23 protein-coding genes are annotated in these 23746 nt (G+C 67.5%); 7 read left to right on the plus strand and 16 right to left on the minus strand.

The genetic code is table 11. The features are described 5' to 3' along the window. The first annotated feature begins 119 nt into the window (after positions 1 to 119). On the plus strand, positions 120 to 1028 hold the full coding sequence (locus AC5P5V_RS04865; RefSeq protein WP_061480259.1) for a LysR family transcriptional regulator: 909 nt from the start codon (positions 120 to 122) through the stop codon (positions 1026 to 1028). Positions 1029 to 1122: 94 nt separating this feature from the next. On the opposite strand, the gene AC5P5V_RS04870 is transcribed toward AC5P5V_RS04865, so the two are convergent. Both AC5P5V_RS04870 and lepB read right to left on the minus strand, forming a co-directional pair. Then, a complete protein-coding gene (locus AC5P5V_RS04870; protein WP_061480258.1) occupies positions 1123 to 2379 on the minus strand; it encodes an MFS transporter in 1257 nt (418 codons plus the stop codon). A 124-nt stretch (positions 2380 to 2503) separates the two neighbouring features. After that, positions 2504 to 3130 (minus strand): signal peptidase I, encoded by a 627-nt coding sequence (gene lepB / locus AC5P5V_RS04875; protein WP_005420745.1) that lies wholly within the window; start codon positions 3128 to 3130, stop codon positions 2504 to 2506. A gap of 275 nt (positions 3131 to 3405) precedes the next feature. Between lepB and AC5P5V_RS04880 the strand changes: the two genes are divergently transcribed. After that, entirely contained in the window at positions 3406 to 3807 is a 402-nt protein-coding gene (locus tag AC5P5V_RS04880; protein WP_061480257.1) for a hypothetical protein, read from the plus strand. Positions 3808 to 3810: 3 nt separating this feature from the next. Next, positions 3811 to 4257 (plus strand): 3-dehydroquinate dehydratase, encoded by a 447-nt coding sequence (locus AC5P5V_RS04885; RefSeq protein WP_004153636.1) that lies wholly within the window; start codon positions 3811 to 3813, stop codon positions 4255 to 4257. Positions 4258 to 4374: 117 nt separating this feature from the next. On the opposite strand, the gene dcp is transcribed toward AC5P5V_RS04885, so the two are convergent. The 3 genes from dcp to arfB form a co-directional block, all read right to left on the minus strand. After that, positions 4375 to 6531 (minus strand): peptidyl-dipeptidase Dcp, encoded by a 2157-nt coding sequence (dcp, locus tag AC5P5V_RS04890; protein ID WP_134968811.1) that lies wholly within the window; start codon positions 6529 to 6531, stop codon positions 4375 to 4377. 111 nt (positions 6532 to 6642) lie between these two features. After that, entirely contained in the window at positions 6643 to 7245 is a 603-nt protein-coding gene (locus AC5P5V_RS04895) for a lysophospholipid acyltransferase family protein (protein ID WP_049413619.1), read from the minus strand. Between the two features lie 4 nt (positions 7246 to 7249). Beyond that, positions 7250 to 7681 carry an alternative ribosome rescue aminoacyl-tRNA hydrolase ArfB gene (gene arfB, locus AC5P5V_RS04900; RefSeq protein ID WP_005420755.1) on the minus strand — a complete coding sequence of 144 codons (432 nt, stop codon included), beginning with the start codon at positions 7679 to 7681 and terminating at the stop codon, positions 7250 to 7252. Between the two features lie 133 nt (positions 7682 to 7814). On the opposite strand from arfB, the gene AC5P5V_RS04905 reads away from it, so the two are divergent. Then, a complete protein-coding gene (locus AC5P5V_RS04905; RefSeq protein WP_134968812.1) occupies positions 7815 to 8342 on the plus strand; it encodes a DUF2059 domain-containing protein in 528 nt (175 codons plus the stop codon). A gap of 70 nt (positions 8343 to 8412) precedes the next feature. Here the strand turns inward: AC5P5V_RS04905 and AC5P5V_RS04910 are convergent, their stop codons facing one another. From AC5P5V_RS04910 to AC5P5V_RS04925, 4 genes are all read right to left on the minus strand, one after another. Then, positions 8413 to 9156: a pseudouridine synthase gene (locus AC5P5V_RS04910; RefSeq protein ID WP_082783368.1), complete on the minus strand. Its 744-nt coding sequence runs from the start codon at positions 9154 to 9156 to the stop codon at positions 8413 to 8415. 85 nt (positions 9157 to 9241) lie between these two features. Continuing rightward, a complete protein-coding gene (locus AC5P5V_RS04915; protein WP_061479392.1) occupies positions 9242 to 9793 on the minus strand; it encodes an O-methyltransferase in 552 nt (183 codons plus the stop codon). A gap of 32 nt (positions 9794 to 9825) precedes the next feature. Then, a complete protein-coding gene (ubiB, locus tag AC5P5V_RS04920) occupies positions 9826 to 11481 on the minus strand; it encodes a ubiquinone biosynthesis regulatory protein kinase UbiB (RefSeq protein ID WP_061479344.1) in 1656 nt (551 codons plus the stop codon). Beyond that, complete coding sequence (locus AC5P5V_RS04925) at positions 11478 to 12113, minus strand: ubiquinone biosynthesis accessory factor UbiJ (RefSeq protein ID WP_005420772.1); 636 nt, start codon at positions 12111 to 12113, stop codon at positions 11478 to 11480. The genes ubiB and AC5P5V_RS04925 overlap by 4 nt, the downstream gene beginning before the upstream one ends. 533 nt (positions 12114 to 12646) lie before the next feature. On the opposite strand from AC5P5V_RS04925, the gene ddlA reads away from it, so the two are divergent. Beyond that, positions 12647 to 13741 (plus strand): D-alanine--D-alanine ligase, encoded by a 1095-nt coding sequence (gene ddlA / locus AC5P5V_RS04930; protein WP_134968813.1) that lies wholly within the window; start codon positions 12647 to 12649, stop codon positions 13739 to 13741. Between the two features lie 76 nt (positions 13742 to 13817). On the opposite strand, the gene AC5P5V_RS04935 is transcribed toward ddlA, so the two are convergent. From AC5P5V_RS04935 to oleC, 3 genes are all read right to left on the minus strand, one after another. Further along, positions 13818 to 13973, minus strand: coding sequence for a DUF1328 domain-containing protein (locus tag AC5P5V_RS04935; protein ID WP_005407633.1), 156 nt, complete (start codon positions 13971 to 13973; stop codon positions 13818 to 13820). Positions 13974 to 14054: 81 nt separating this feature from the next. Then, the gene (oleD, locus tag AC5P5V_RS04940) at positions 14055 to 15047 is read right to left on the minus strand and encodes a 2-alkyl-3-oxoalkanoate reductase (protein WP_134968814.1); all 993 of its coding nucleotides are present in this window, start codon (positions 15045 to 15047) and stop codon (positions 14055 to 14057) included. Further along, entirely contained in the window at positions 15044 to 16702 is a 1659-nt protein-coding gene (gene oleC / locus AC5P5V_RS04945; protein WP_231352454.1) for an olefin beta-lactone synthetase, read from the minus strand. Before oleC ends, oleD begins: the two co-directional genes overlap by 4 nt. 104 nt (positions 16703 to 16806) lie before the next feature. Between oleC and AC5P5V_RS04950 the strand changes: the two genes are divergently transcribed. Further along, positions 16807 to 17238 (plus strand): YkgJ family cysteine cluster protein, encoded by a 432-nt coding sequence (locus tag AC5P5V_RS04950; protein ID WP_134969504.1) that lies wholly within the window; start codon positions 16807 to 16809, stop codon positions 17236 to 17238. A 76-nt stretch (positions 17239 to 17314) separates the two neighbouring features. Here AC5P5V_RS04950 and AC5P5V_RS04955 read toward each other — a convergent pair whose 3' ends face one another. From AC5P5V_RS04955 to AC5P5V_RS04970, 4 genes are all read right to left on the minus strand, one after another. Beyond that, a complete protein-coding gene (locus AC5P5V_RS04955) occupies positions 17315 to 18205 on the minus strand; it encodes an alpha/beta fold hydrolase (RefSeq protein ID WP_134969505.1) in 891 nt (296 codons plus the stop codon). A gap of 140 nt (positions 18206 to 18345) precedes the next feature. Further along, positions 18346 to 19362 carry a 3-oxoacyl-ACP synthase III gene (locus AC5P5V_RS04960; protein ID WP_005420782.1) on the minus strand — a complete coding sequence of 339 codons (1017 nt, stop codon included), beginning with the start codon at positions 19360 to 19362 and terminating at the stop codon, positions 18346 to 18348. A gap of 102 nt (positions 19363 to 19464) precedes the next feature. Continuing rightward, positions 19465 to 19782, minus strand: coding sequence for a DUF4156 domain-containing protein (locus tag AC5P5V_RS04965; protein WP_005407628.1), 318 nt, complete (start codon positions 19780 to 19782; stop codon positions 19465 to 19467). 194 nt (positions 19783 to 19976) lie between these two features. Beyond that, positions 19977 to 22826, minus strand: a complete 2850-nt coding sequence (locus tag AC5P5V_RS04970) for a M16 family metallopeptidase (RefSeq protein ID WP_134969144.1) — start codon at positions 22824 to 22826, stop codon at positions 19977 to 19979. Between the two features lie 417 nt (positions 22827 to 23243). Between AC5P5V_RS04970 and AC5P5V_RS04975 the strand changes: the two genes are divergently transcribed. Next, positions 23244 to 23720 carry an XAC0231 family protein gene (locus tag AC5P5V_RS04975; RefSeq protein WP_126928900.1) on the plus strand — a complete coding sequence of 159 codons (477 nt, stop codon included), beginning with the start codon at positions 23244 to 23246 and terminating at the stop codon, positions 23718 to 23720. Positions 23721 to 23746 lie beyond the last annotated feature (26 nt).

Consider the following 23746-nt stretch of genomic DNA (forward strand, 5'->3'; position numbering starts at 1 on the left):
TCGACAGTTGGTCGCTGCTGTTGGTGCCAGCTGCTGTTGGTGGGTGCCGACCGTTGGTCGGCACGGGATCGGATCCCATCTCTGATTCATTTCCGGCTGACGATGAATAAACTGGCCCCATGTCCATTGAACTGCGCCACCTGCGCTACTTCCTCGCTGTCGCCGATACGCTGCACTTCGGCCAGGCGGCGGAGCGGCTGGGCATGTCACAGCCGCCGCTCAGCCAGCAGATCCGCCAGCTGGAAGAACTGATTGGCGCGCGCCTGTTCGTGCGCAGCCATCGCCGCGTGCAGCTGACGCCTGCGGGCGAGCTGCTGCAGGAACGTGCACGCGCCATCGTGCAGCAGGTGGAAACGGCCGTGGACGAGGTACAGCGTGCACAGCGTGGTGAGCAGGGTGAACTGCATATCGGTCTGACTCGCGCCACGCCACTGTCACCGCAGATTCCGCGTTCGATCCTGCGCTACCGTCAGCAGTACCCGCAGGTGCGGCTGCAGCTGAGCGAGATGAACACGCTGCAGCAGATTGACGCGCTGCTCGACGGTTCACTGGACGTGGGCATCATCCGCAAGCGCGCGCTGCCGCCGGAACTGGTGGCGCACAGCCTGTTCGTCGACCCGCTGGCGCTGATCGTGCACGCCGACCACCCTGCCCTGCGCAGGCTGTCGAAGCAGGGCACGCTGTCGCTGCGCGACTTCGCGCAGGAGCCGTTCGTAGCGTTCCGCCGCAGCGCCGGCGCGGGCATCCACGACCACATGATCGCGTTGTGCGCAGCGGCGGGCTTCACGCCGCGCATCGTGCAGGAAGCCGGTGAAGCATCGACCTTGATCAGCCTGGCCGCTGCGGGCCTGGGTGCGGCGATCCTGCCGTCTTCATGCGATCACATACGCGTGGAAGGATCGCGCTTCGTGGCACTGGCCGATGCTGGCGCGCATTCGGAAGTGCAGCTGGCCTGGCACCGCGAACGGGTAACGCCGCTGATCCGCAATTTCGCCACGCTGCTGCGCGGAGCGTTCGCCGAGGGGTAGGCGTGCACTCCACCCGGGTAGTGCCGGCCGCTGGCCGGCAACCCCACAGGGGCCGGCATGCCGGCCAGCGGCCGGCACTACCGTACACGTTGGTTCACGCCGTCACCGGCTGCGGGGCGCGCTGCTGCAGCGCCCAGACAATGCCACCGCCGATCAGGGTCAGCACGGCGGCGAACAGGCACACACCCAGCCAGTCCCACGCCGCATAAGCCAGGCCGCCTAAACCACCAAGCACACTCGAACCCAGGTAATAGGCAAACAGATACATCGCCGAGGCTTCGGCGCGCATCGTACCGGCGCGGCTGCCAACCCAGCTGCTGGCCACCGAGTGGCCGCCGAAGAAGCCGAACGTGACCAGCGCGATACCCAGTGCCATCGCACTCAGCCACGGCATTGCCAGCAGTGCGATGCCGGCGCCGATCAACGCGAACGAGATCGACAGGATGCGGCCGCGCCCGTAGCGCGTTGCCTGCTGGCCCATCCACGCCGAACTGAAGGTGCCCACCAGATAGACGCTGAAGATCAGGCCGACCACGGTCTGGCTGAGGTGGTACGGTGGCGCCAGCAGGTGGTAGCCCAGGTAGTTGTAGAGGGTGACGAACACGCCCATCAGCACGAACGAGGTGGCGAACAGCCACGGCAGGCCCGGGTCGGCGAACAGCAGGCGCCAGCGCGACGGCAACCGGCGCAGGCCGTCACGACGGGGATGGAAGTGGCGCGACGGCGGCAGCTGAAGCCACAGCAGCACGGTACTGGCCACCGCGATGATCGAGACCACGCCGATACCCCAGCGCCAGCCCCAGTGGTCGGCGATGATGCCGGCCAGCAGGCGTCCGCTCATGCCACCGATGGCGTTGCCGCCGATGTACAAGCCCATCGCCAGTCCCAGCGCGCGGCTGTCCATTTCCTCGACCAGGTAGGTCATCGCCACCGCCGGCACGCCGCTCAGCGCCAGGCCGAGCAGCGTGCGCAATACCAGCAGCGTGGTCCAGTCATCGACCAGCGCCGAGCTCAGCGACAGCATGGCCGAGGCCAGCAACGCGACGATCATCAACGGGCGGCGGCCGACCGCGTCGGACAGCAGGCCGGCCAACAGCATTGCCACCGCCAGCGTGCCGGTGGTCAGCGACAACGACATCGCGCTGCCGGCGGCGGACACGCCGAAGTGACGGCTGAACTCAGGCAGCAGCGGCTGCACCGTGTACAGCAGGCCGAAGGTGGAAAAGCCGGCCAGGAACAGCGCCAGCGCGGTGCGACGAAAGGCCGGTGTGCCCTGCTGAATGCGGGTCTCGGCGCTGGGATCGACAGTGGGGGGGCGGCGTTCGATGGCCGCCGCGGTTTCGCCAGTCATGGGATCGATGGGCCGGTAGGGGCGGCCAAGCGTGGGAGGGAACGGGCCTCAGACTAGGCCCGTCTATCCAGTCGATCCATAACCTGATAGGTCATGATTGATATACGAGAAGTATCAATTCAGCTTACAGGCGCTGCCACTCGAAGCCGTCGCCCCGGCGGTAGTACACCGCCACCGCGCGGCCGTAGAGCTTGTCGGCGTCGACGAAGCCGAAGAAGCGGCCATCGAAGCTGTTGCCGCGGTGGTCACCCAGCACCAGCACCTTGCCGGCCGGCACCACCAGGTCGGCGATGTCCGGACCGCCGCCCATGTCCAGATCAAGGCGGGCGCGTCGCTCGCCGAAGGCTTCCACGTCCTGCAGGTCGGCCATCTGCAGCGGCTGCCCGTTGATGCTCAGATGGCCCTCGCGCATCTGCACATGGTCACCGGCCACCGCCGCGACGCGCTTGATCAGGCGGGTGCCGTCGGCCGGTGAGTCGAAGACCGCCACCTCGCCACGCTGCGGGGTGCCGGTCGCCATCAGTTCCGTGTTGGTGAACGGCAGACGCAGACCGTAGGCGCGCATGTCCACCACCACCCGGTCGCCGGGCTGCAGGGTCGGCTGCATCGAACCACTCGGCACCACGTAATGGTTGGCCAGGGTATCGCGGGCGGCGGCGAGCAGGCCGAGCATCACCAGCAGCGGCAATGCCTCCTTCTTCAGCCAGGCCACGGCGCGTTGGGAAAAGGGGGGGCGGGCAACAGCATCCATGACAGGCTCCGGTTGGGTGGTGGCTGCATCAGACCACATCCGGGCGCAAGAGGTTCCCGCGCCGCGCTCCTGTAGAGCCGAGCCTACGCTCGGCTTGTTCTTTGTAGGGTCGAGGTTGCCCGACTGGGGCGCAGAGCAGCCGAGCGTAGGCTCGGCTCTACATGAAGGGTTACGCAGGTTTTACGCCCCGGTCCGGCCGCCGGCATCGCACCTTTACGGGCAGCACGCGCATCGTGTGCCCACCGCGCCACACGGCGCATTCCGCAAGGTGTTGTATGACCCTCCTGGTGATCCGCCACGCCTCTTCGTCGGCACCGCGTCCCCAACTGCCGGCACAGCTGGCCGGCCATCGCGTGCTCTGCAGTGACTGTGCCAGCCTGTCCGAGGTACGCCAGTGCCTCTGCCAACCGCAGGCGCGCTCGGCCGACTGGGTACTGCTGGATGTCGGTGCCGCCGACGAGGCGCAATGGCAGGCCGAAGGTGGCGCGCTGCAGGCGGCGCTGGAACGGCTACCGGCGCAGTACATCGAGTTGCAGGCGCCCAGCGAACCTGGTCTGGATGCACGCCTGCGCCTGCAGCACGGCCCCGCCGCCGTGGTGGTCGACCAGCGCAGCCAGCAGGCCGGTTACCCGTTGTCGCTGGCCATTGTCGGCCGCCGCCTGGCGCAGGAGAGCTGAGTCATGTCGATCTTCATCATCCGCGGCCCGGAAGCGGCCGGCGCCCTGATCCGCACCGCGATGCCGCTGCCGGCACCGGTCCTGAAGTCGCTGGTGCATCGCGCGATCGACGCCGGCACCAGCGTGGCGATCCGCGCCTGCGGTTCGGAACAGGAACTGCTCGATGCGCTGCGCGTGGCCGACCACAGCCGTGGCGAGGTGACGCTGCTCGATCCGGGTGCGTGTGCCAACAGTCTGCGCCTGCAGCGGCTGCTGCCCTATCTGCACAACGCGTATGTAGAGGTGCATGACGACGGCGCAGTGGCCGAACCGTGCCTGCCGGCCGGTGTCGGCCAGCGCCTGGGCATTGCTGCTGGGTATGGCGCGCAGAGTTATGTGCTGGCGCTGGATATCGCGCTCGATCACCTGGGCCTGGCCGAGCAGGCCAACCGGGTGCACGTGGGGACGTGATCCGCTTGTGTAGAGCCGAGCCCATGCTCGGCTGCGTCTCCAGAAAAAGCCAGCCGAGCATGGGCTCGACTCTACACAAAGAAAAACGGCGGGGTTGCCCCCGCCGCTTTCTGTTTCTTACTTCAGCCCGCGGAACTTCAGCAGCGGTTCCACCGACGGGTCCTTGCCGCGGAAATCGCGGTACAGGGTCGACAGCTCCACGCTGTTGCCGCGCGAGAGGATCTTGTCGCGGAACTCCTGGCCGTTGGCCGCCGTCAGGCCACCGTGTTCGGTGAACCACTGGTAGGCGTCATGGTCCAGCACTTCGGCCCAGAAGTAGGCGTAGTAACCGGCCGAGTAACCACCACCCCAGATGTGGTCGAAGTAGGTGGTGCGGTAACGCGGCGGCACCTGCGGCAGGTCGACCTTGAACTTCTTCAGCGCGCTGGCTTCAAAGGCACCGACATCCTGCAGCGGCGCATCGGCCTTCTGCGTGTGCCAAGCCAGGTCGAGCAGCGCGGCCGACAGGTACTCGGTGGTCGCATAGCCCTGGTTGAAGCTGCGCGCCTTGAGAATCTTGTCGACCAGTTCCTGCGGCATCGCCTCGCCGGTCTTGTAGTGCTTGGCGTAGTTGGCGAACACCTTCGGGTCCAGTGCCCAGTGCTCGTTGAACTGCGACGGGAACTCGACGAAGTCACGCGAGGTGGCGGTGCCGGCGATCGACGGGTACTTCACGTTCGAGAACATGCCGTGCAGCGCATGGCCGAACTCATGGAACATCGTGGTGACGTCGTCGAAGCTGATCAGCGCCGGCTGGCCGGCAGCTGGCTTGGTGAAGTTGCAGACGTTGTAGACCACCGGCTTGGCACCGGTCAGGCCGTCCTGTTCGACGAACACGTCCATCCAGGCGCCACCGGACTTGCTGTCACGCTTGAAGTAGTCGGTGTAGAACAGCGCCAGCGAGGTGCCGTCCTTGTCGAACACTTCGTACACCTTCATGTCCGGGTTGTAGGTCGGAATGTCGGTGCGCGGCTTGAAGGTGATGCCGTACAGCTGGGTGGCGGCGTAGAAGACGCCGTTCTGCAGCACGTTGTCCAGTTCGAAGTACGGCTTGATCTGCGACTCGTCCAGATCGTACTTGGCCTTGCGCACCTGCTCGGCGTAGAAGTCCCAGTCCGAAGCGGCGACCTGGAATCCGCCCTTCTGCGCGTCGATGACCTTCTGGATCTCACCGGCCTCGGCGCGCGCCTTGGCGGTGGCGGCCGGCACGGTGTCGGTCAGCAGCTTGAGCGCGGCCGCCGGAGTCTTGGCCATCTGGTCGCCCAGCTGGTAGTCGGCGAAGGTGTCGAAGCCGAGCAGCTTGGCCTTCTGCGCACGCAGCTGGGCCAGGCGCTGCACGGTCTCCCGGGTGTCGTTGGCATCACCGCGCTCGGCGCGGGTTTCAGAGGCCTTCAGCACGGCGGCACGCTGGTCGCGATCGCTCAGCGAGCCGAGCACCGGCTGCTGGGTGGTGTTCTGCAGCGGCAGCAGGAATTTGCCATCCAGCTTGCGGTCCTTGGCGGCGGCCGCAGCATTGTTGATCGCGCCCTCGTCCAGGCCGGCCAGCTTGGCCTTGTCGTCAACGACAACAGCCGCAGCGGCGGTCGCGGCCACCAGGCGGGTGTGGAACTGGGTGGAGAGCGTGGTCTCTTCCACGTTGAGCTTGCGCAGGGTCGCCTTGTCAGCGTCGGACAGCTGCGCACCGGCGCGCACCAGGCCATCGTAATAGTGCTCGACCAGGCGCTTCTGAACCGGGTCCAGCTCCAGCGTGTCACGCTGGTCGTACAGCGACTTCACGCGCGCGAACAGCTTCGGATCGAGGTTGATCTCATCCTGGTGCGCGGCCAGCTTCGGCGCCACTTCTTCCTGGATCTTCTGGCGCGCATCGTTGGTGTCGGCCTGGACCAGGCCGAAGAAGATGCGCGACACGCGGGTCAGGGTCTCGCCGCTGCGCTCCATCGCCACGATGGTGTTGTCGAAGGTGGCCGGCTCGCTGCTGTCGGCGATCTTGCGCACGTCGGCCAGGTGCTGGCGCATGCCTTCTTCGAACGCCGGCAGGTAGTCGCTGTCCTTGATCTTGTCGAACGGCGGGGCCTGGAACGGCAGCGTGCTGGCACTCAGCAGCGGATTGGTGGAGGCTTCGGCCGGCTGCTGGGCCGGGGTCTTCTGGGCATCGGACACGGGGGTGGACTCCTTGCCGGAACAGGCCGCCAGCGCCAGGCTGATGGCGGCGGCCAGGACTACGGTACGCGACATGTAAAAACGCTCCTTGGGCAGACGGTATGGATACCAGCCCTCCACCCTACTCCTGTCGCGCTCGCCCGGCATGTGCCGGACGTGGCGTCTATGCGGCGTCCTGCGGCCGGCTCAGACCGTGCCGCGGGTCTTGCCGATCCAGGGCCGGTAGAACTCGCGGATGGCAGCCATGTCGGCCACATCGTCGCCGCTCGGGGTGAACAACGGACCGATGCCGATGGTCTTTTCCGGATAGTGGAAATACGCAGTCAGGATCGGCACGTCGGCCATCCGGGCGATCTTCAGGAAGCCGGCCTTCCAGTCCTTCACCGCCTTGCGGGTGCCCTCGGGGGTGATGGCGAACCACATCTTCTCGTTGTTGCGCAGCAGGTCCACCGCCTGGCCCACCGTGCCCTGTGGCGAGCTGCGATCGAGCGGAATCACGCCCAGCCGGTGCAGCAACGGGCCCAGCGGCCACCAGAACAGCGACGCCTTGCCCAGCACCTTCACCTTCATGCCCAGCGCGATCTTCGCCGCCATGCCCCACAGCCCGTCCCAGTTGGACGAATGCGGGGCGATGATGAAGACCAGCCTGGGGATGTCAGGCAGGGTGCCGGTCACCTTCCAGCCCCCCATGCGCAGGGTGCAGCGCGCCAGCCAGCGCAGGAAGGCGTTGGGTTTGACCTGCGGCATCTGCGGCGGCACGGCCGGCAGCAACGAAGTCGGGTTGTTCAAGCAATCACTCCCAGTCACGTGATGAGCGCCCGCGCTTGATCTGCGCGCGCCCGCGTTTGGCGTCCAGACGACGCAGTTTCGACCCGAGGGTCGGCTTGGTGGCCTTGCGCGGTTTGGGCACGCTCAGCCCGGCCTGGATGAAGGCCGCCAGCCGCTCGCGCGCATCCTCGCGATTGCGATCCTGGGTGCGGAAACGTTGCGCGTCGATGACCAGCACGCCTTCGCCGGTCATGCGCCGGTCACGCCGCGCCAACAGCCGCGCGCGCAACGGTTCGGGCAACGAGGGCGAGTTGGCCACGTCGAAACGCAGTTCCACCGCAGTGGACACCTTGTTGACGTTCTGGCCGCCGGCGCCACTGGCGCGCACGAACCGCTCGACGATCTCGCCGTCGGGGATTTCAAGCTGCGCGCTGATGGTGACCGGTCCACTGCCCATCCGCGCATTGTAGCGGCAGCCACGTGGTGGAGTGCGCCATCGCGCCCCGTATGCCGCCGATCAGGCGCCGAACACGCCGCCTTCGCCTGGGCTGCAGGTATGCTGGCGGTCCCATGTACCGCAGGAAGCCCGCATGACCCGCTTCGCACCCTCCCTGCCGTCCCTGCTGCGCCGCGCCGCCCTGCTGCTGGCACTGGCCACGGCCAGCGTCCCGGCCCTGGCCGCCCCGCCGACCGACGGCGACATCAACCGCCTGCTGTCGGCCTCGCGCGCGCAGAGCATGATCGACACCATGGTGCCGCAGATCGAAGCCATGCAGCAGCAGCAGTTCCAGCAGGTGGCCGCACAGCGCCAGCTCACCGCCCAGCAGCAGGAACAGCTGAAGCGGATCCAGGCGCGGACCAGCCAGACCCTGCGCCAGGCCATGTCGTGGCAGCAGCTGCGGCCGATGTACGTGGACCTGTACAAGAAGACGTTCAGCAAGGAAGACGTGCTGGCGATGGCCGAGTTCTACGAGAGCGCGGCAGGCCAGAGCCTGCTGGACAAGACCCCGGCACTGATGCAGAACGTGATGGTGGCCATCCAGGCGCGCATGCAGCCGCTATTTGCGGACCTGCAGAAAGACCTGGAAGCGATCGTCAACGAGCCGGAAAAGAAATAGCAGGGTGCGCCGGGCCATGCCCGGCCGCTGGCTGTAGAGCCGAGCCCACGCTCGGCTTACCGCAGCAGCATCAGGCGTCGTCCACCTGCCAGCCGAACAGGTCCAGTGCCTTCTGGAACTGGCGGTCCAGCGGCGCACTGACATCCACGTTGCCGCCCTCCGGATGCGGAAAACGCAGGCGCTCGGCGTGCAGCAGCATGCGGTGCACGCCCTGCATGCGGAAGATGCGGTTATGGCGCCCATCGCCGTGGCTGGTATCGCCGATCATGTGATGCGAGAGGTGCTTGAGGTGACGGCGGATCTGCCGGAAGCGTCCGGTCTGCGGCTGGCAGCGCAGCAGCGCGTAGCGCGAGCTGCTGAATTCGCCCACCGGCACCGACAGCTCGCCAGTGGCCAGGCGCTGGAAATCGGTGATCGCCGGCTTCTTCACCGGCTTGCCCGGCCCGCCGTCCAGATCATGGTCCACCCGCCAGGACAGCTCGGCCGGCCAGCCTCGGCAGACTGTCAGGTAGTCCTTGGCCACTTCGCCACCCATCAGTGCCTTGCCCAGCGAACTTGCAGTTTCGCGGTCGAAGGCCAGCAGCAGGCAGCCACTGGTGGCCCGGTCCAGGCGGTGCACGAGGAAGATCGGCCGCCCCAGCTGCTCACGCAGGCGGTCGGCCAGGAAATCATCTTCGCCACGGGCCAGCTTGCTGTCGTGGACCATCAGCCCGGCAGGCTTGTTGACCACGGCCAGGCGCTCATCCAGGTGCAGCAGCTGCAGGGGCGCGGTTTCAGTCTCGACCGCGGCGAGGGTGTCAGGTTCGGTACTCACCGCGGGATTATACGGGCGCCCTGATCGGGGTCAGATCCCTTTTCCTGCGGAAAAGGGATCTGACCCCGGGTGTGTGGCGCGGCGGTCAGCCGTTGCGCACGGCCAGCAATTCGCCGTTGCCCACCGGCACCACGCTGGTGCTGAAGTCCGGATCGGCATCCAGCAGCAGGCACAAGGGTTTCATCTCTTCCGCGTGCGACGTGGCGTTGTCCACCACCAGCAGGCCCCCTGGCCGCAGCACGCGGCGCAGCTGCGGCCACCAGCCGGCGTACTGCCCGCGGTCCGAATCCAGGAACAGCAGGTCGATGCAGCCTTCGCCGGCCTCTGCCAACCACTGCCCGGCATCGCCATGCACCAGGGTGATGTGCGCGGCCAAGCCGCTGCGCGCGAACGTGGATCGCGCCATCGCCACCTTGTCCTCGGCGACTTCCAGCGTGGTCACGTGGCCGTCGATGGCGGCGGCGGCTTCGGCCAGCCACAGCGTGGAGTAGCCATTGGAGGTGCCGATTTCCAGTACCCGGCGTGCGGTGCCGAAACGCACCAGCACCGACAGGAATTCACCGGTATCCGGCGTGATGTTCAGCATGCGCCGAGCGCGCTCGGTTTCATGCGCGTCGTTTTCAGCACCGAAGTGCATCAGTTCGTTCTTCAGCGTCTGCAGCACCGGGTCTATCTCCACCACGCGCGCGCCAGCGCCAGCGCGCCGACGGCACCGGACACCCAGCTCCACATCGGCAGGTCGCCCCAGTACCAGCCCGGCGGCTGCAGCACGTACATCAGCGCGGCGATGGCCAGCAGGCCGACGCCGGTGATCGCGCCGACCGCGCGCTTCTGCAGGCGCTGCACGCTGGCATCCAGCGCAACCAGATCGCGCGAGCGCATCGCCAGCTCGTGGCGCCCCTCCACCTGCTGGGTCAGCCAGGCGTGTACGAGGCGCGGCATGTCCGGTGCGTGGGTCATGATTTCCGGCAACCGCTTGCCGATCTCGCGCACCACCCGGCGTGGGCTGTAGCGCTCGCGCAGGATCTTCGCCAGCACCGGCTTGGCCACCGCCCAGATATCGATCTGCGGATCCAGCTGGCGGCCGACACCTTCGATGTTCAGCAGGGTCTTCTGCAGCAGGATCAGCTGCGGCTGCAGGGTCAGCTGGTAGCGCTGCGCCACGCGGAACAGCTTCATCAGCACTTCGGCCAGCGAGATCTGCGACAGCGGGCGGGTGAAGTACGGCTCGCACACCGAACGCACAGCCGCTTCCAGATCATCGATGCGCACGTTGTCCGGCATCCAGCGCGCCTGCACATGCAGTTCGGCGATGCGGCGGTAGTCGCGGTTGAAGATGGCCATGAAGTTCTCGGCCAGGTAGTACTGATCCTCCTGCGACAGCTGGCCCATGATGCCGAAGTCCAGCGCGATGAATCGCGGGTTGGCGCGGCGGGCCGGATCGGTGTCGACCCAGATGTTGCCGGCGTGCGCATCGGCATGGAAGAAGTTGTCGCGGAACACCTGGGTGTAGAAGACCCGCACGCCCTTGGCAGCCAGTGCCTTGCGGTCGATGCCCGCCTTGTCGAGCGCGGCGATGTCGTCGGACGGGATGCCCCACACGCGCTCCAGGGTCAGCGCGCGTTCGGCGGTATGGCTCCAGATCACTTCCGGCACGTACAGGTCGTCGCTGTTCTCCCAGAAGCGGCGCAGCACGCTGGCATTGGCGCCTTCGCGCTGCAGGTCCAGCTCGGCGGCCAGGGTGTTCTCGACTTCGGCCACCACTTCGCGCGGTCGGATCTTGTCGGCACGCGGATGGGTACGCTCGACCAGCGCGGCCAGCGAGTTGAGCAGGGCGATGTCGGCATCGATCTGCTTCTCGATGCCCGGGCGCAGCACCTTGACCACCACCTGCCGGCCATCGGCCAGCGTGGCCGCATGCACCTGCGCGATCGAAGCCGAGGCCAGTGGTTCGGTATCGAAGCTGGCGAACGCCTCGCTGACCGGCAGGCCAAGCGCTTCCTCGACAATGCGACGCGCGGTGTCACCGTCGAACGGCTTGACCCGGTCCTGCAGCAGGGTCAGTTCGTTGGCCACGTCCGGCGGCACCAGGTCGCGGCGGGTGGACAGGATCTGGCCGAACTTGACGAAGATCGGGCCGAGGTCCTGCAGCGCCAGGCGCAGGCGTGCACCGCGCGACTGTGCGGCGATGTCGGCCGAGGCACGCGGCACGAACGGCTTGGCCAGGCGCAGCCAACGCTCGGCCGGCGTGCCCTGCAGCAGGTCGTCAAGGCGGTAACGCAGGATCACCCGGCCGATGCGGCTCGCCCGCAGCACGGCCTTCATGCGGCACCCCGCAGGCGCTGCACGCGCGCGCCAAGACGCTCGACGTCATCGCGCAGCACGTCCACATCATCATGGAAGGCATCCAGCTCGGCACGCGGCACCACGTCGCGCGATTCCTCGGTGATGAATTCGGCGGCGCTGTGGGCCAGGTCGATCGCACCCTGGCGCGCGTGCTGCAGGGCGCTGCGCAGGGTGTTGGCGACCTGCACGCCCAGTACCTCGCCGAATACGCTGACGAACGGCTGCTGCCAGTCAGGATCGAAGCCCTTGGCCAGCTGCTGCAGGCGCCGCGCCAGTTCGGCGTCACCGGCCACGCGTACACGGCCCTTGTTATTGGACTCGCCGCGCCGTGCGTTGGCCAGCAGCGGCAGCTGCGCCAGTACGCCGGCCAGGCTGCTGCGCACGGCCAGGTCGGCTTCCTGCGCATCCACCGGGCCGACCCGCAGCTGGTCGCCGTCGACGCTGATGCGCATCGCCAGCGACGGCGCTTCCAGGGTCAGATCGATGTGCCGGCCATCGAGGCTGGCCAGGGCATGGCGGGTATCCGGATCCAGCGCCAGCGCGCGGTTCAGGGCGATCTGCAGGGCGCGGCCAGCGACCGGCTTGAGGGACTTGAGCAGGGAAAGAGCCATGGGCGCATTCTACCTGCGTGGGTGGGGGGCTTGGGCCGGGCTGCCGCCCGGCACCCGCAGAGGCACCGGCCGCTGGCCGGCAAGATCAACATCAAAAGCGGGCTGTCCGTGGGATGGCGGGGTGGGTCCGGTTGCGGGGGACGCTGCAAGTCCCCCTCCGGGGCCCGGCCCAGCCGCGGGCGGCTGTGCGTTCGGGCGCTTGCGAAGCAGTGCTTCGCAAGCAAAGCGCCCTCACCCATGTAAGCTCGGTCGCCGCTTGCTCGTGTGCGCTGTCCTGCGCACACGGCAAGACCGGGGTTGGGCATCCTGCCCAACCCGCCCGAGGCATGCCTCGGGCCCATGCGGCTCACGCCCCCGCAACCGGACCCACCCCGCGTTCGACAGGTTCCTGCTGTTGTTGGTGGGTGTCGACCTTGGTCGACACGGTAGATCGCCATGCGTGGATGGATTTCTGGTTCATCTGTGCCTCACGCGGAAGGCCGATGAAGGTTCATGCTATGGGGTCACGCAACGCACAGGACATCGCATTCCCCATGGCACGGACCCGGGTCGGCATCATCTTCGGGGGCAAGTCTTCCGAGCACGAAGTTTCACTGCAGTCGGCGAAGAACATCCTCGATGCGCTCGATCGCGAGCGCTTCGAGCCGGTGCTGGTCGGCATCGACAAGCAGGGGCAGTGGCACCTGAGCCAGCCGGAGACGTTCCTGATCAATGCCGAAGATCCCTCGCGCATCGCGCTGCATCGGTCCGGCACGTCGCTGGTGGTGCGCCCGGGCGCCGAGCAGGGGCAGCTGCAGCCGTGCGATGCGGCCAGCGCCTTGGCGCAGATCGATGTGGTGCTGCCGATCGTGCACGGGCCGCTGGGCGAGGACGGCGCGCTGCAGGGCCTGCTGCGCATGGCCAACCTGCCCTTCGTCGGTTCGCCGGTACTGGGCTCGGCAGTGGCGATGGACAAGGACGTGACCAAGCGCCTGCTGCGCGACGCCGGGCTGCAGGTGGCGCCGTGGCTGTGCATCCGCCGCCAGCAGGTGGCGGAAGTGGATGTCGATGCGGTGATCGCCCAGCTTGGCCTGCCGCTGTTCGTGAAGCCGGCCAACCAAGGCTCGTCGGTAGGCGTGAGCAAGGTCAAGGATGCGGCGGGCTTTGCCGAAGCGCTGGCCTTGGCGCTGCGCTACGACCACAAAGTGCTGGTGGAATCGGCGGTGATCGGCCGCGAGATCGAGTGCGCGGTGCTGGGCAACGAACATCCGCAGGCCAGCCTGTGCGGCGAGGTGGTGGTGCACGACGAGTTCTACGCCTACGCCACCAAGTACATCAACGCCGATGGTGCCGAAGTGGTGGTACCCGCGGATATCGATGCCGCAACCCAGGCGCGGATCCAGCAGACCGCGCTGCGGGCCTACCAGGCGCTGGAGTGTGCCGGCATGGCGCGCGTGGATGTGTTCCTCACCGCGGGCGGCGACATCATCATCAACGAGGTCAACACGCTGCCCGGCTTCACCCGCATCAGCATGTACCCGAAGCTGTGGGGTGCCAGCGGCGTGGACTACACCACGCTGATCACCCGCCTCATCGAGCTGGCGCTGGAGCGCCATGAAGCCGATCGCGAACTGCAGAGCGCTGTATAGCGTTGTTATCGCCCGCAGAGTCGAGCATGGCTCGACTCTGCGGAAAGCGATACCGGCCAGCGGCCGGCACTACCAGCTAGCCTCGCTTGCGGAACATCGAGATCACCGCAAGGATCAGGAACACCACGAACAGGATCCAGGCGATGTTCGTTGCGGCGCCGGCAATTCCGGAGAAACCCAGAACGGCGGCGATGATGGCGATGACAAAGAAGATGATGGCGTAGTGCAGCATGGCGCTCCTCGCGGGTGGTCGAGCCTTGGATGGCGTGGGTCCATCCTCCCGATCCTGCGGTGTGCAACCAGTGATGGCGATCTATGCAGCAGATGAAGCCTTCAGCCTGCGCAGCCCTTCTTCGATGCTGACCTGCGGCACGTAGCCGAAGTCACGGCGCGCCGGTTCCATGCTGTACCAGTGCGGCGTGCACAGCTGCTCGGCCAGGAAGCGGGTCAGCGGCGGCTCGCCGCGCAGGCGCAGCAGCGGCCACAGCCGCTCGCAGACGGCGCCGATGCGGTAGGCGGTCTTGAAGCTGATCGCCTTGTCCACGGATGGCGCACCCACCGCAGCCAACAGCTTGTTCACCAGCTCGCGCATCGGCAACGGCTCGCCGTTGGAGATGAAGTAGGCCTTGCCCGCACACGCAGCGCCCGGTGCCAGGGCGTCAAAGGCGAGGAAGTGCGCCAGCGCGGCGTTGTCGATGTAGGTGGTATCGACCTTGTTGTTGCCTTCGCCGACCAGGCGCAGGCGTCCCTGCCGCGCACGCTCGGCGAGCCTGGGCACCAGCTGCTGGTCACCGGGGCCCCAGATCAGGCGCGGACGCAGCGCCACCGTCGCCAACGCTGCATCGTTGGCGGCCAGCACGCGCTGTTCGGCGATCGCCTTGGTGGCCGCATACGGCGCCTGGAAATCTTCGCCGTACGGCACCTCGTCAGCCCCCAGGCCTTCCACCGGATGGGTGGCACGATGGGTCACGCTGGGCGTGGAGGTGTAGACCAGCCGGGTGATGCCATGCGCGCGGCACGCAGCGAGGACGTTGTCGGTGCCGACCACGTTGGCCTGGTGGTAGCTGTCATAGCTGCCCCATGCGCCGGCCTTGGCGCCGTTGTGGAACACCGCATCGACGCCGGCCACCGCATGCAGCACCGCCTGCGCATCGGCCAGATCACCGCGGATCTGGCCCACGCCCATCGCCTGCAGTTCCGGGTAATGACTGCGGTTGAACGCCAGCACCTGGTGGCCACGCTCGACCAGCCCGCGGCACAGCGCCTGCCCAAGGAAACCACCGCCACCGGTGACCAGGATCTTCATGCGCGCTTCTCCAGTTCGGCGCTGGCCCAGACGGCGAGCTTTTCGCGGCCGATCTTGGCGTTGTGACGGATATCGACGGGGAACGCCGGATGCACCAGGAAGTGCTGCAGGCCGGCCTCCGGCAGGCGGGCGGCTGCGTGCGCACGCAGCGCTTCCTGCAGCGCCGGGCTGTCGGACTGGCCGCGCTGCAGCTCCACGCACAGCACCGGCACCTGCGCGCCGGCGGCGCCGACGCCGACCAGTGCCGTGCGCGCCACGCCGGCCACGGTGTTGAACACCGGCTCGACCTGCTCGGTGTACAGCGGCCCGCGCGCGGTTTCCACGCGTTGCGTCTTGCGCCCGCAGAACCACAGGCGGCCCTGCACATCGAAATAACCGACGTCGCCCATGCGATGCACCACGCGGGTGCTGCCGTCGGCCAGCGTCTCGCGGATCTTCGCCGCCGCGGTGGCCTGCGGTCGGTTGAAGTAGCTGTCGGTGGCGGTCGGCCCGGCCACGGTGATTTCCCCCACTTCACCCACCGCCAGCACGCGCGCCTGCGACCAGTCCGGCAGCGGTGCGTCGTCGATGGCGATGATGCGCACCTCGTTGGGGGCCACCACGCTGCCCACGCAGGTGCCGGCACCGGCCTCGGTCGCCGCACGGGTGCGCTCCAGTTCGCGGCCTTCGACCACCGCCACCGGCAGGCACTCGGTGGCGCCATAGGGGGTCCAGAACTGCGCATCGGCCGGCAGCAGGCTGCGGATGGTGGCGACCACGTCCGGCGGCACCGGTGCCCCGGCCGAGGTCACCCGGGTCACCGTCGGCAGTGGCCGCCCGTGCCGGGCCAGCACCCGCATCAGCGCTGGCGAGCCGAACAGCTGGGTCACGCCGAAGCGCTGGATCGCATCGTGCAGGCGTCCCGGGTCGGCCTGCGCCGGCCGCGTCGGGTCCATGTCCGGGATCACTGAAGTCAGGCCCAACGCCGGGTCGAACAGCGCGAACGGTGGGAAGGTCGGCAGGTCCACCCCACCCGCTTCCATGCCGAAGGCACTGCCCAGCAACTGGATCTGGCCGACGAAGTGGCGGTGGCGGTAGACCACGCCCTTGGGCACGCCGGTGGAGCCGCTGGTGAACAGGATCGCCGCCATGTCCTCGCCATCGGTGTCGGCCAGCATCGGCCCAGCGCTGGCGCCAGCGCGCTCCAGCGTGGCCAGCGTGGTGCCGCCCCAGCCGAGGCGGCGGCCGACCGTCACCAGCCGGGTGGCCGACGGCGCCCAGCGCAGCACCAGCCTCGCCACATGCGCCAGCGGAATGCCGATGAAGGCCTGCGGCTGCGCCTCGTCCAGGCACTGCTTCAGTGCGCGCCGGTCGATGCCCGGATCGACCAGCACCGGCACTGCGCCCAGCTTGAACAGCGCGAACATCAGCAGGAAGAACTCCGGAGAAGGCCGCACCATCACCACCGTGCGCACGCCGCGGCCAATCCCGTAACCGGCCAGGCCGGCGGCCATGGCATCACTGCGGGCGTCCACCTGACGGTAATCGAGGGTGACATTGTAGGCGGCCATGCCGTTGCCGGCGCCGCGGCGGCCGGGGCAGCGGATGGCGATCTGGTCGGGGCGTTCACGCGCCAGTTCAGGCAGCCGTGCGGCGATATTGCAGGGTCGGTTCATCCGTTCATTGTCGCCGCTTACGGAATTTCTTGCGCGGCGGCCCACTTCGTGGAAAATCCGCTCCCTCGTTCCTGATTCCGACTGCCGCCCGAGGCGGCTTGCCCATGCAACATCCCTGCATGACCTGCGGCGCCTGCTGCACCCAGTACCGCGTGGCCTTCCACTGGATGGAATCGGACGAGGTCACCCCCGGCGGCGTGCCGCATCAGCTCACCGAGGTGCTGGATCCGCACCGCCTGTGCATGCGCGGCACCCATTCCAAGCCGGTGCGCTGCGTCGCGCTGGATGCGCAGATCGGCGTGTATTCACGCTGCACGATCCACCCCAACCGGCCCAGCGTGTGCCGTGAGGTGGATGCATCGTGGGAATACGGCAAGGCCAGCCCGCAGTGCGACAAGGCGCGCATTGCCTATGGCCTGGATCCGCTGACGCCGGCCAACTGGCGTTGGCGCGATGACGCCGACAATGACGACGATCATCCGGACGACAACGGCAACAGCCCGTCCTCGCCGCCGCAGGCACCGGTCGCCGCATAATCCGGTGTGCCGACCAACGGTCGGCACCCACCCATACCTTCCACTTGTGGGTGCCGACCGTTGGTCGGCACACCTCTCAGATCGGGTTCTTGTCCAGGAACGCGCGGATCTCCGGTACCAGCACTTCGTGCTTGTCTTCCAGCACATAGTGGCCGGCGTCCTCGAAGGCATGCACCTGGGCCTGCGGCAGTGCGGCCTGGAAACCCTTCAGGAAATGATGGTCGAACACGAAGTCACGCAGGCCCCAGCCGAGGAAGGCCGGGCGGTCGGCGAACGAAGGCAATGCCTTGCCGGCACGCTCCAGTAGCGACCAGGCCTTGTCGGCCGGCGACAGCGGGATGTCCTGCATGAAGCGGATGGTGCTGATGCGGTTGGCCCAGCTGTTGTACGGCGACACGTAGGCGCGGCGCACATCGGCCGGCATCCTGCGCTCCACGCCAAGCCAAGAGGCCCCGGACGAGAACGCATTGAAGCTGCGGATGATCCACTCGCCGATCTTCCAGTGGCGACCCAGCGCGATCTGCCACGGCATCTTCTTCGCCGCCGGCATCGGGAAGGCAGCGGTGTTGAGCACGACCAGGCGCTTCACCTGCTCGTGGTGCGACAGCGCCCAGCCGAAGCCGATCATGCCGCCCCAGTCGTGCACGGCCAGGGTCACCGGGCCGGTGATGCCCAGGTGCTTCAGCAGCGCATCAAGATCGTCCACGCGCGACTGCAGCGTGTACTCATAGCGGCTGTCGTCCGGCTTGTCCGACAGGCCCATGCCAATGTGGTCCGGCACGATGCAGCGGTACCTGTCCGACAGGCCGGCCACCAGCGTGCGCCAGTAATAGCTCCACGACGGGTTGCCGTGCACCATCACCACCACCTCGCCATCGCGCGGGCCCTCGTCGAGATAGTTCATCGACAGGCCGGGGCGGACCTCGAAGCGCTGCGGGTGGGCGGGGTAACCGGGAAGATCGCGCATGCGGAGCACCTAAGGAGAGTCGCGGCGCAATGTAGAGCCGAGCCGTTGCTCGGCTGCTCTCCGGTCCGCTGCGGAAGAGCCGCGCTGCGCGCGTGAGCCGAGCATGGCTCGGCTCTACAGGAGGTCGGGCAACGGGCTGCTTACCAGACCACTTCAGCCATCGAGCAGTTCAGGCCCGAGCCAATACCCAGAAGCGCGATGCGATCACCCTTCTTCAGCTTGCCCAGCTGCTTGAGCTTGCTCAGCACGATCGGCACCGAGGCCGGGCCGATGTTGCCGTGCTCGCCGAAGATGGTCATGACCTTCTTCGGGTCGATGCCGAAGTTCTTGATGAACGCGGCGGTGTGCGGCTGGCTGACCTGGTGGATCACGAACTGGTCCAGCTCCTCCACGGCCCAGCCGAGTGCGATCTTGGCGGCGCTGAAGGTCTTCTGCGCCAGCTTGATGCCTTCGATCAGCAACAGGCGGGTGTCGGTGACCATGCGGTCCAGGTTGCCCAGGCACAGCTGGTTCCACTCGGTGGCCGAGCGGGTCACGCCGCCCTTGTAGCGCGGCGCGTCCGGCACCAGCTCCGCGCGCGCCATCACCATCGCGGCGGCGCCCGACCCGGTGGTCAGCGCGGCCAGCTCGTTGCGGAAGTCGTCGGCGGTGACGTCCGGGGCGGTCATGCGCTCCAGGGTCTTCTCGTACACCAGGTTGGCGGTCTCGCCGTCCACCACCAGCGCGTAGTCGATATCACCGCGCTCGATCATGCGCGCCGCGATGTCCATGCCGTTGATGAAGGCCAGGCAGGCGTTGGCGACGTCGAAGGTCATGCATTCGTCGCTGACACCGAGGTTGCCCGACACGATCGAGGCCGTGGACGGCTCCAGGTAGTCGCGGCTGACCGAGGTGTTGACCAGCAGGCCGACCTGGGTCGCGGTGATGCCCGCGTCTTCCAGTGCCTTGCGGCCGGCCATGGTGGCGGCGTCCGACGCCAGCACGCCGTTGTCCCACAGGCGGCGGGCGTGGATGCCGGCGATGTCGCCGAGCACATCGGTGCGGATACCCAGGCGATCCAACGTCGGCTGCAGGCGTTCGTTGATTTCCTTGGTCGTCAGCGTATGCGGTGCGTCGACGTGTGCCAGGCCGGCGATCGAGACATTCTTGAAGAGCATCGAGGTTAGCGCCAAGGCTCAGGCAAAAGGGGGCGCTATTCTATAACCCCCGGGCTTTCACCGCATCTTTACGAATTCAGCCTCGGCCGTATGGTGAAGCGTTCAGCGCGGCGGGCACTGGAACGCGGCGAAGCGCTGGCTGCCATCGGCGGGGGCCGCAGCGGCCTGGACGGCATTGGCACCGGCGCTCGGGGCCTCGTTGCGGGCCAGGGTTTCCAGCTCTTCCTGCACCCGCAGCGGGTTGCGGTTGTAGAAGCCGACCTTGCTCTTCACGGTGACCACCACCTCGCCCTTGGCGATGCAGCCAGCCGGAACCGGCCCTGCCGGCAGCACGCGGGTTGCCTTGCCGGCCGGTTCGATCGGCACCCAGGTACAGGCGGTGACGGTGAGCAGCAGGGAGGAAAGCAGCAGAACGCGCATGGGCAGATCCTGGAAGGGTATGGGGGGATTCTGCCTGAACAGCCTGAATCGGGGGTAGCCGGGGCGGAGCCCAGGTAGCGCCGGGCCATGCCCGGCGAGCGCACAGCGCGGCATGGCTGGCCGCCGGAAAGCCGCCGGGCATGGCCCGGCGCTACCACGGGAGACCTGCCCGCCGTGGCGGGCAGGCACATCCCTTATTTCTTGACCGGGTTGCCTTCGGCGTCGATCACCGTCACCTCGCCCAGGTTCAGCGCGCGAACGGCCGCTTCGGTCTGCTTGAGGTCACCCACCACCACCCAGGTCAGGGCCTGCGGCTTGATCTCGGCGGCGGCCAGCTGCACCTGCGCCGGGGTCATCGCTTCGATCTCGGCCTTGCGCCGCAGCACGTAATCGTCCGGGCGCTTGAACTGCACGATCGAACCGATGGTCGACGCCACCGCACTGGCGGTCTCGTAGGCACCGGGCAGGCTCAGGGTCTGGATGTTGCGGATGCGGTTGACCTCGGCAGCGGTGGCCGGCTTGCTGCCATCGGCGAACGCGGCGATTTCCTTGCGCATTTCCGCCAGCGCCGGGCCGGTCTTGTCGATCTGCACCGGCGCGCTGGCCATCCACGGGCGCTGGCCCACCGAATTGACCGCGCTGCTGCGCGCACCGTACGACCAGTGCTTGTCCTCGCGCAGGTTCATGTTCAGGCGCGAGGTGAAGTCGCCGCCGATCACGCCGTTGGCGATGTCGAAGCGGGTCGAACTGGTGGCGCTGGAAGGTGCCACCACCTGGCCGGCAAACAGGTTGGCCTGTACCGCGCCCGGCTGGTCGATCAGGAACACGCGCGGGCCCTTCGGCAGCGCAACGTCGGTGGCCGCCTTCACCTGCGGGGCCTCGCCACTGGCCTTCCAGTCGCCCAGCTGCTTGTCCAGCAGCGGCACGATCTCGGCCAGGGTGGTGTCGCCGACCACGATCAAGGTGCCGTTCTGCGGGCGCAGCCAGTCGTGGTGGAAGTCGACCAGGTCCTCGCGGGTCAGGCCGTTGATCGCCGCCTCGTCACCGCTACCGGTAAACGGAATGGCATACGGGTGGCCCTTGCCGTACAGCAGCGGGGGCAGCACGCGCATTGCCACCGCACCCGGGTTGACCTTCTCCTGCTGGATGCCAGCGATCCAGCTCGCCTTGACCCGGTCGATCTCGCCCTGCTCGAAGCGCGGCTCGCGCAGCAGGTCGCGGTACAGCGCCAGCGACGGCACCAGGTTCTCCTTCAGCGCCGACAGGTCCACGCTCATCGAGTCCAGGCCGGCCGAGGCATCCAGGCTGGCGCCCAGCGCATCCGCGGCGTCGGCGAAGGCCAGCGAGCCCAGCTTGCCGGCGCCTTCGGTCATCAGGCTCATGGTGAAGTTGGCGGTGCCCGGCTTGCGGCCCTGGTCGGCACTGAAGCCGCCCGGGAACTGGTAGCTGAACTGCACCACCGGAATCTCGTGGCGCTCGGCCAGGATCACCTGGGTGCCGTTCTTCAGCGTGGCGCGCTGCAGCGCCGGGAACTTCAGCTGCGGGAACTCGCGGGTCTGCGGCACGCCGGCCTTGCGGTCGACCTGCTCGGGCAGGGTGCTGTACTTCGGGTCCACCGCCGGCACGGTGAACGGCTTCGGCGCCTGGCTCGGGTCTTCCTTCAGCGCCACGCGCTCACCCGGTGCGATCACCAGGGTGTGGCTGCCCTTGTCCAGCCACTGCGCGCCGAGCCGGCTCAGATCAGCAGCACTGGCCTTCTCGATGTTGGCCAGCGAGGTGCGGAAGCAGCCCGGGTCGCCGGTGAACACCGCGCACTCGGCCAGTGCGTCGGCCTTGCCGCCGAAGCCACCAATGCGCTCGATGCCGCGGATGAAACCGGCGCGGGCACTGGTCTTGGCGCGCTCCAGCTCGGCCGCGGTCGGGCCCTGCTTGATCAGCCGGTCCAGTTCCTCGTCGATGATCTTCTCGACCTTGGCCGGGTCCTGGCCCTGCTTGACCGTCGCCATGATCACGAAGTTCGAGCCCAACTGCGAGGTCGACAGGCCCGACGCGATGCTGTCCACCAGCTTGTCCTGGTGCTGCAGGCGCTGGCTCAGGCGCGAAGACTTCGCACCGCCCAGCACCTGCGCGAACAACTGCAGCTGATCGACCTCGGTGGTGCCGACCTGCGGCACGTTCCAGGCGCGGTAGATGCGCGCCTGCGGCACCTTGTCGGTCATCGTCTCGCGCGTGTCGGCACTACGCTTGGCCACGTTCACCGCCGGCTGCGCCATGGTCGGGCCGGCCGGGATGCTGCCGAAGTACCTGGCGACCTTTTCCTTGGCGGTGGCCAGGTCGATGTCGCCGGCCAGCACCAGCACCGCGTTGTTCGGGCCGTACCAGGTACGGAACCAGGTCTTCACGTCATCCAGCGACGCCGCGTTCAGATCGTTCATCGACCCGATCACGCCGTGGTGGTACGGGTGGCCCACCGGGTACAGCGCCTTGTTGAGCTGGTCCCAGGCCTGGCCGTAGGGCTGGTTCTCGCCTTGGCGCTTCTCGTTCTGCACCACGCCACGCTGCTCGTCCAGCGCGGCCTGGTCGATCGCACCGACCAGATGGCCCATGCGGTCCGATTCCATCCACAGCGCCATGTCCAGCGCGGTGGTCGGCACGTTTTCGAAATAGTTGGTGCGATCGGTGTTGGTGGTGCCGTTCTGGTTGGTGGCACCCACCTGCTTGAACGGTTCGAAGAATTCGCCGTCGTGGTTTTCGCTGCCCTGGAACATCAGGTGTTCGAACAGGTGCGCAAAGCCGGTACGGCCAGCCGGCTCGTCCTTGCTGCCCACGTGGTACCAGACGTTGACCGCAACGATCGGCGCCTTGCGATCAGTATGCACGATCACGCGCAGGCCGTTGGGCAGGGTGAACTGCTCGTACGGGATATCGACCTTGGCCGGTGCCGCCGGCTTGGCGGCGAGCGCATGGGTGGGCGCGAGCGTGCCCAGGGCGGTGCTGAGGGCGACGGCCAGCAGTGCAGCGCGCGGGCGAAGGGCGAGAGACATATCCGGATCCTTGGTCACGAAGGTGAACCCCGATCCTAGCCTGCGCGCGCGGCGGCCGGAATCGGTCGCCAGTCACTGGGGGTGTTTGCCCAGATGGCCATCCTGCCCGACGCCCACGGGCGCTCTTGAAACGTCACAGACGCCGGCTGAAGGCGGTCCGGACAGTGTCCGCGGCTTATCGAATGGACAGGTGTCCGCCCACCGGACACTTTCGGGACCACATAAAAGCCTTGCAAATCAACAACTAAAAGTTGGCACGCGGATTGCTTGGTACTTCCTGCGCCAGGAAGGGCTTCAGACAAAAGCTGACTGAAGACTGAACAAATGCAGGAAATCGAAAATTTCTCTTGCATGCCCAGAATTGGTGTACTACATTACTACCACACCACTGCTCACCAACACTAAACAGGCCCCGTCATGAACGCCAAGACCATTGCCATCGCCATCGCCCTGATCGCCGGCACCGCGGTTGTTTCGTCGGTGCAGGCCTCCGAATCCATCAAGACGCTGTCCACCGTGCAGGTTCGCCCTGCCGCCGACCAGCTGGCCCAGCAGGCCTGGGAACAGGCCAGCGGCATCCCGACCCTGGCCACCGTGGAAGTGCGCCCCAGCGCCGACCAGCTGGCTGAGCGCAACGGCTACGTCGCCGCCCCGGTCGCCGCCGCGATGCCGATCACCACCCTGGCCTCGGTGGAAGTGCGCCCGAGCCTGGAACAGCGCGTCGCCCTGGCCGCCGAACTGGAAGCCCAGCGCTACGCCGCCACCCTGGCCGCCGCCGCCACCAACGTTGCCCACTCGGTCATCGTCAACCTGCCGGCCCTGCAGGTACGCCCGAGCGCTGCCGACCTGCAGGCCCTGGCCACCGAAACCGCCCAGGTCCTGCTGCGCCCGTAACCGGTGCCGCCCTGCCCCGCGCAGGG

The organism is Stenotrophomonas sp. YJH_SMC_130, from assembly GCF_059369035.1.

Coding starts and splice junctions, on each gene's coding strand:
- ddlA (WP_134968813.1), top strand. CDS start 12,647: ATGGCACGGACCCGGGTCGGCATCATCTTCGGGGGCAAGTCTTCCGAG.
- oleC (WP_231352454.1), bottom strand. CDS start 16,702: ATGAACCGACCCTGCAATATCGCCGCACGGCTGCCTGAACTGGCGCGT.
- AC5P5V_RS04960 (WP_005420782.1), bottom strand. CDS start 19,362: ATGCTCTTCAAGAATGTCTCGATCGCCGGCCTGGCACACGTCGACGCA.
- AC5P5V_RS04885 (WP_004153636.1), top strand. CDS start 3,811: ATGTCGATCTTCATCATCCGCGGCCCGGAAGCGGCCGGCGCCCTGATC.
- arfB (WP_005420755.1), bottom strand. CDS start 7,681: ATGGGCAGTGGACCGGTCACCATCAGCGCGCAGCTTGAAATCCCCGAC.
- oleD (WP_134968814.1), bottom strand. CDS start 15,047: ATGAAGATCCTGGTCACCGGTGGCGGTGGTTTCCTTGGGCAGGCGCTG.
- AC5P5V_RS04880 (WP_061480257.1), top strand. CDS start 3,406: ATGACCCTCCTGGTGATCCGCCACGCCTCTTCGTCGGCACCGCGTCCC.
- AC5P5V_RS04865 (WP_061480259.1), top strand. CDS start 120: ATGTCCATTGAACTGCGCCACCTGCGCTACTTCCTCGCTGTCGCCGAT.
- ubiB (WP_061479344.1), bottom strand. CDS start 11,481: ATGAAGGCCGTGCTGCGGGCGAGCCGCATCGGCCGGGTGATCCTGCGT.
- AC5P5V_RS04925 (WP_005420772.1), bottom strand. CDS start 12,113: ATGGCTCTTTCCCTGCTCAAGTCCCTCAAGCCGGTCGCTGGCCGCGCC.
- AC5P5V_RS04970 (WP_134969144.1), bottom strand. CDS start 22,826: ATGTCTCTCGCCCTTCGCCCGCGCGCTGCACTGCTGGCCGTCGCCCTC.
- AC5P5V_RS04965 (WP_005407628.1), bottom strand. CDS start 19,782: ATGCGCGTTCTGCTGCTTTCCTCCCTGCTGCTCACCGTCACCGCCTGT.
- AC5P5V_RS04935 (WP_005407633.1), bottom strand. CDS start 13,973: ATGCTGCACTACGCCATCATCTTCTTTGTCATCGCCATCATCGCCGCC.
- AC5P5V_RS04950 (WP_134969504.1), top strand. CDS start 16,807: ATGCAACATCCCTGCATGACCTGCGGCGCCTGCTGCACCCAGTACCGC.
- AC5P5V_RS04975 (WP_126928900.1), top strand. CDS start 23,244: ATGAACGCCAAGACCATTGCCATCGCCATCGCCCTGATCGCCGGCACC.
- AC5P5V_RS04905 (WP_134968812.1), top strand. CDS start 7,815: ATGACCCGCTTCGCACCCTCCCTGCCGTCCCTGCTGCGCCGCGCCGCC.
- AC5P5V_RS04955 (WP_134969505.1), bottom strand. CDS start 18,205: ATGCGCGATCTTCCCGGTTACCCCGCCCACCCGCAGCGCTTCGAGGTC.
- dcp (WP_134968811.1), bottom strand. CDS start 6,531: ATGTCGCGTACCGTAGTCCTGGCCGCCGCCATCAGCCTGGCGCTGGCG.
- AC5P5V_RS04870 (WP_061480258.1), bottom strand. CDS start 2,379: ATGACTGGCGAAACCGCGGCGGCCATCGAACGCCGCCCCCCCACTGTC.
- AC5P5V_RS04915 (WP_061479392.1), bottom strand. CDS start 9,793: ATGCACTTCGGTGCTGAAAACGACGCGCATGAAACCGAGCGCGCTCGG.
- lepB (WP_005420745.1), bottom strand. CDS start 3,130: ATGGATGCTGTTGCCCGCCCCCCCTTTTCCCAACGCGCCGTGGCCTGG.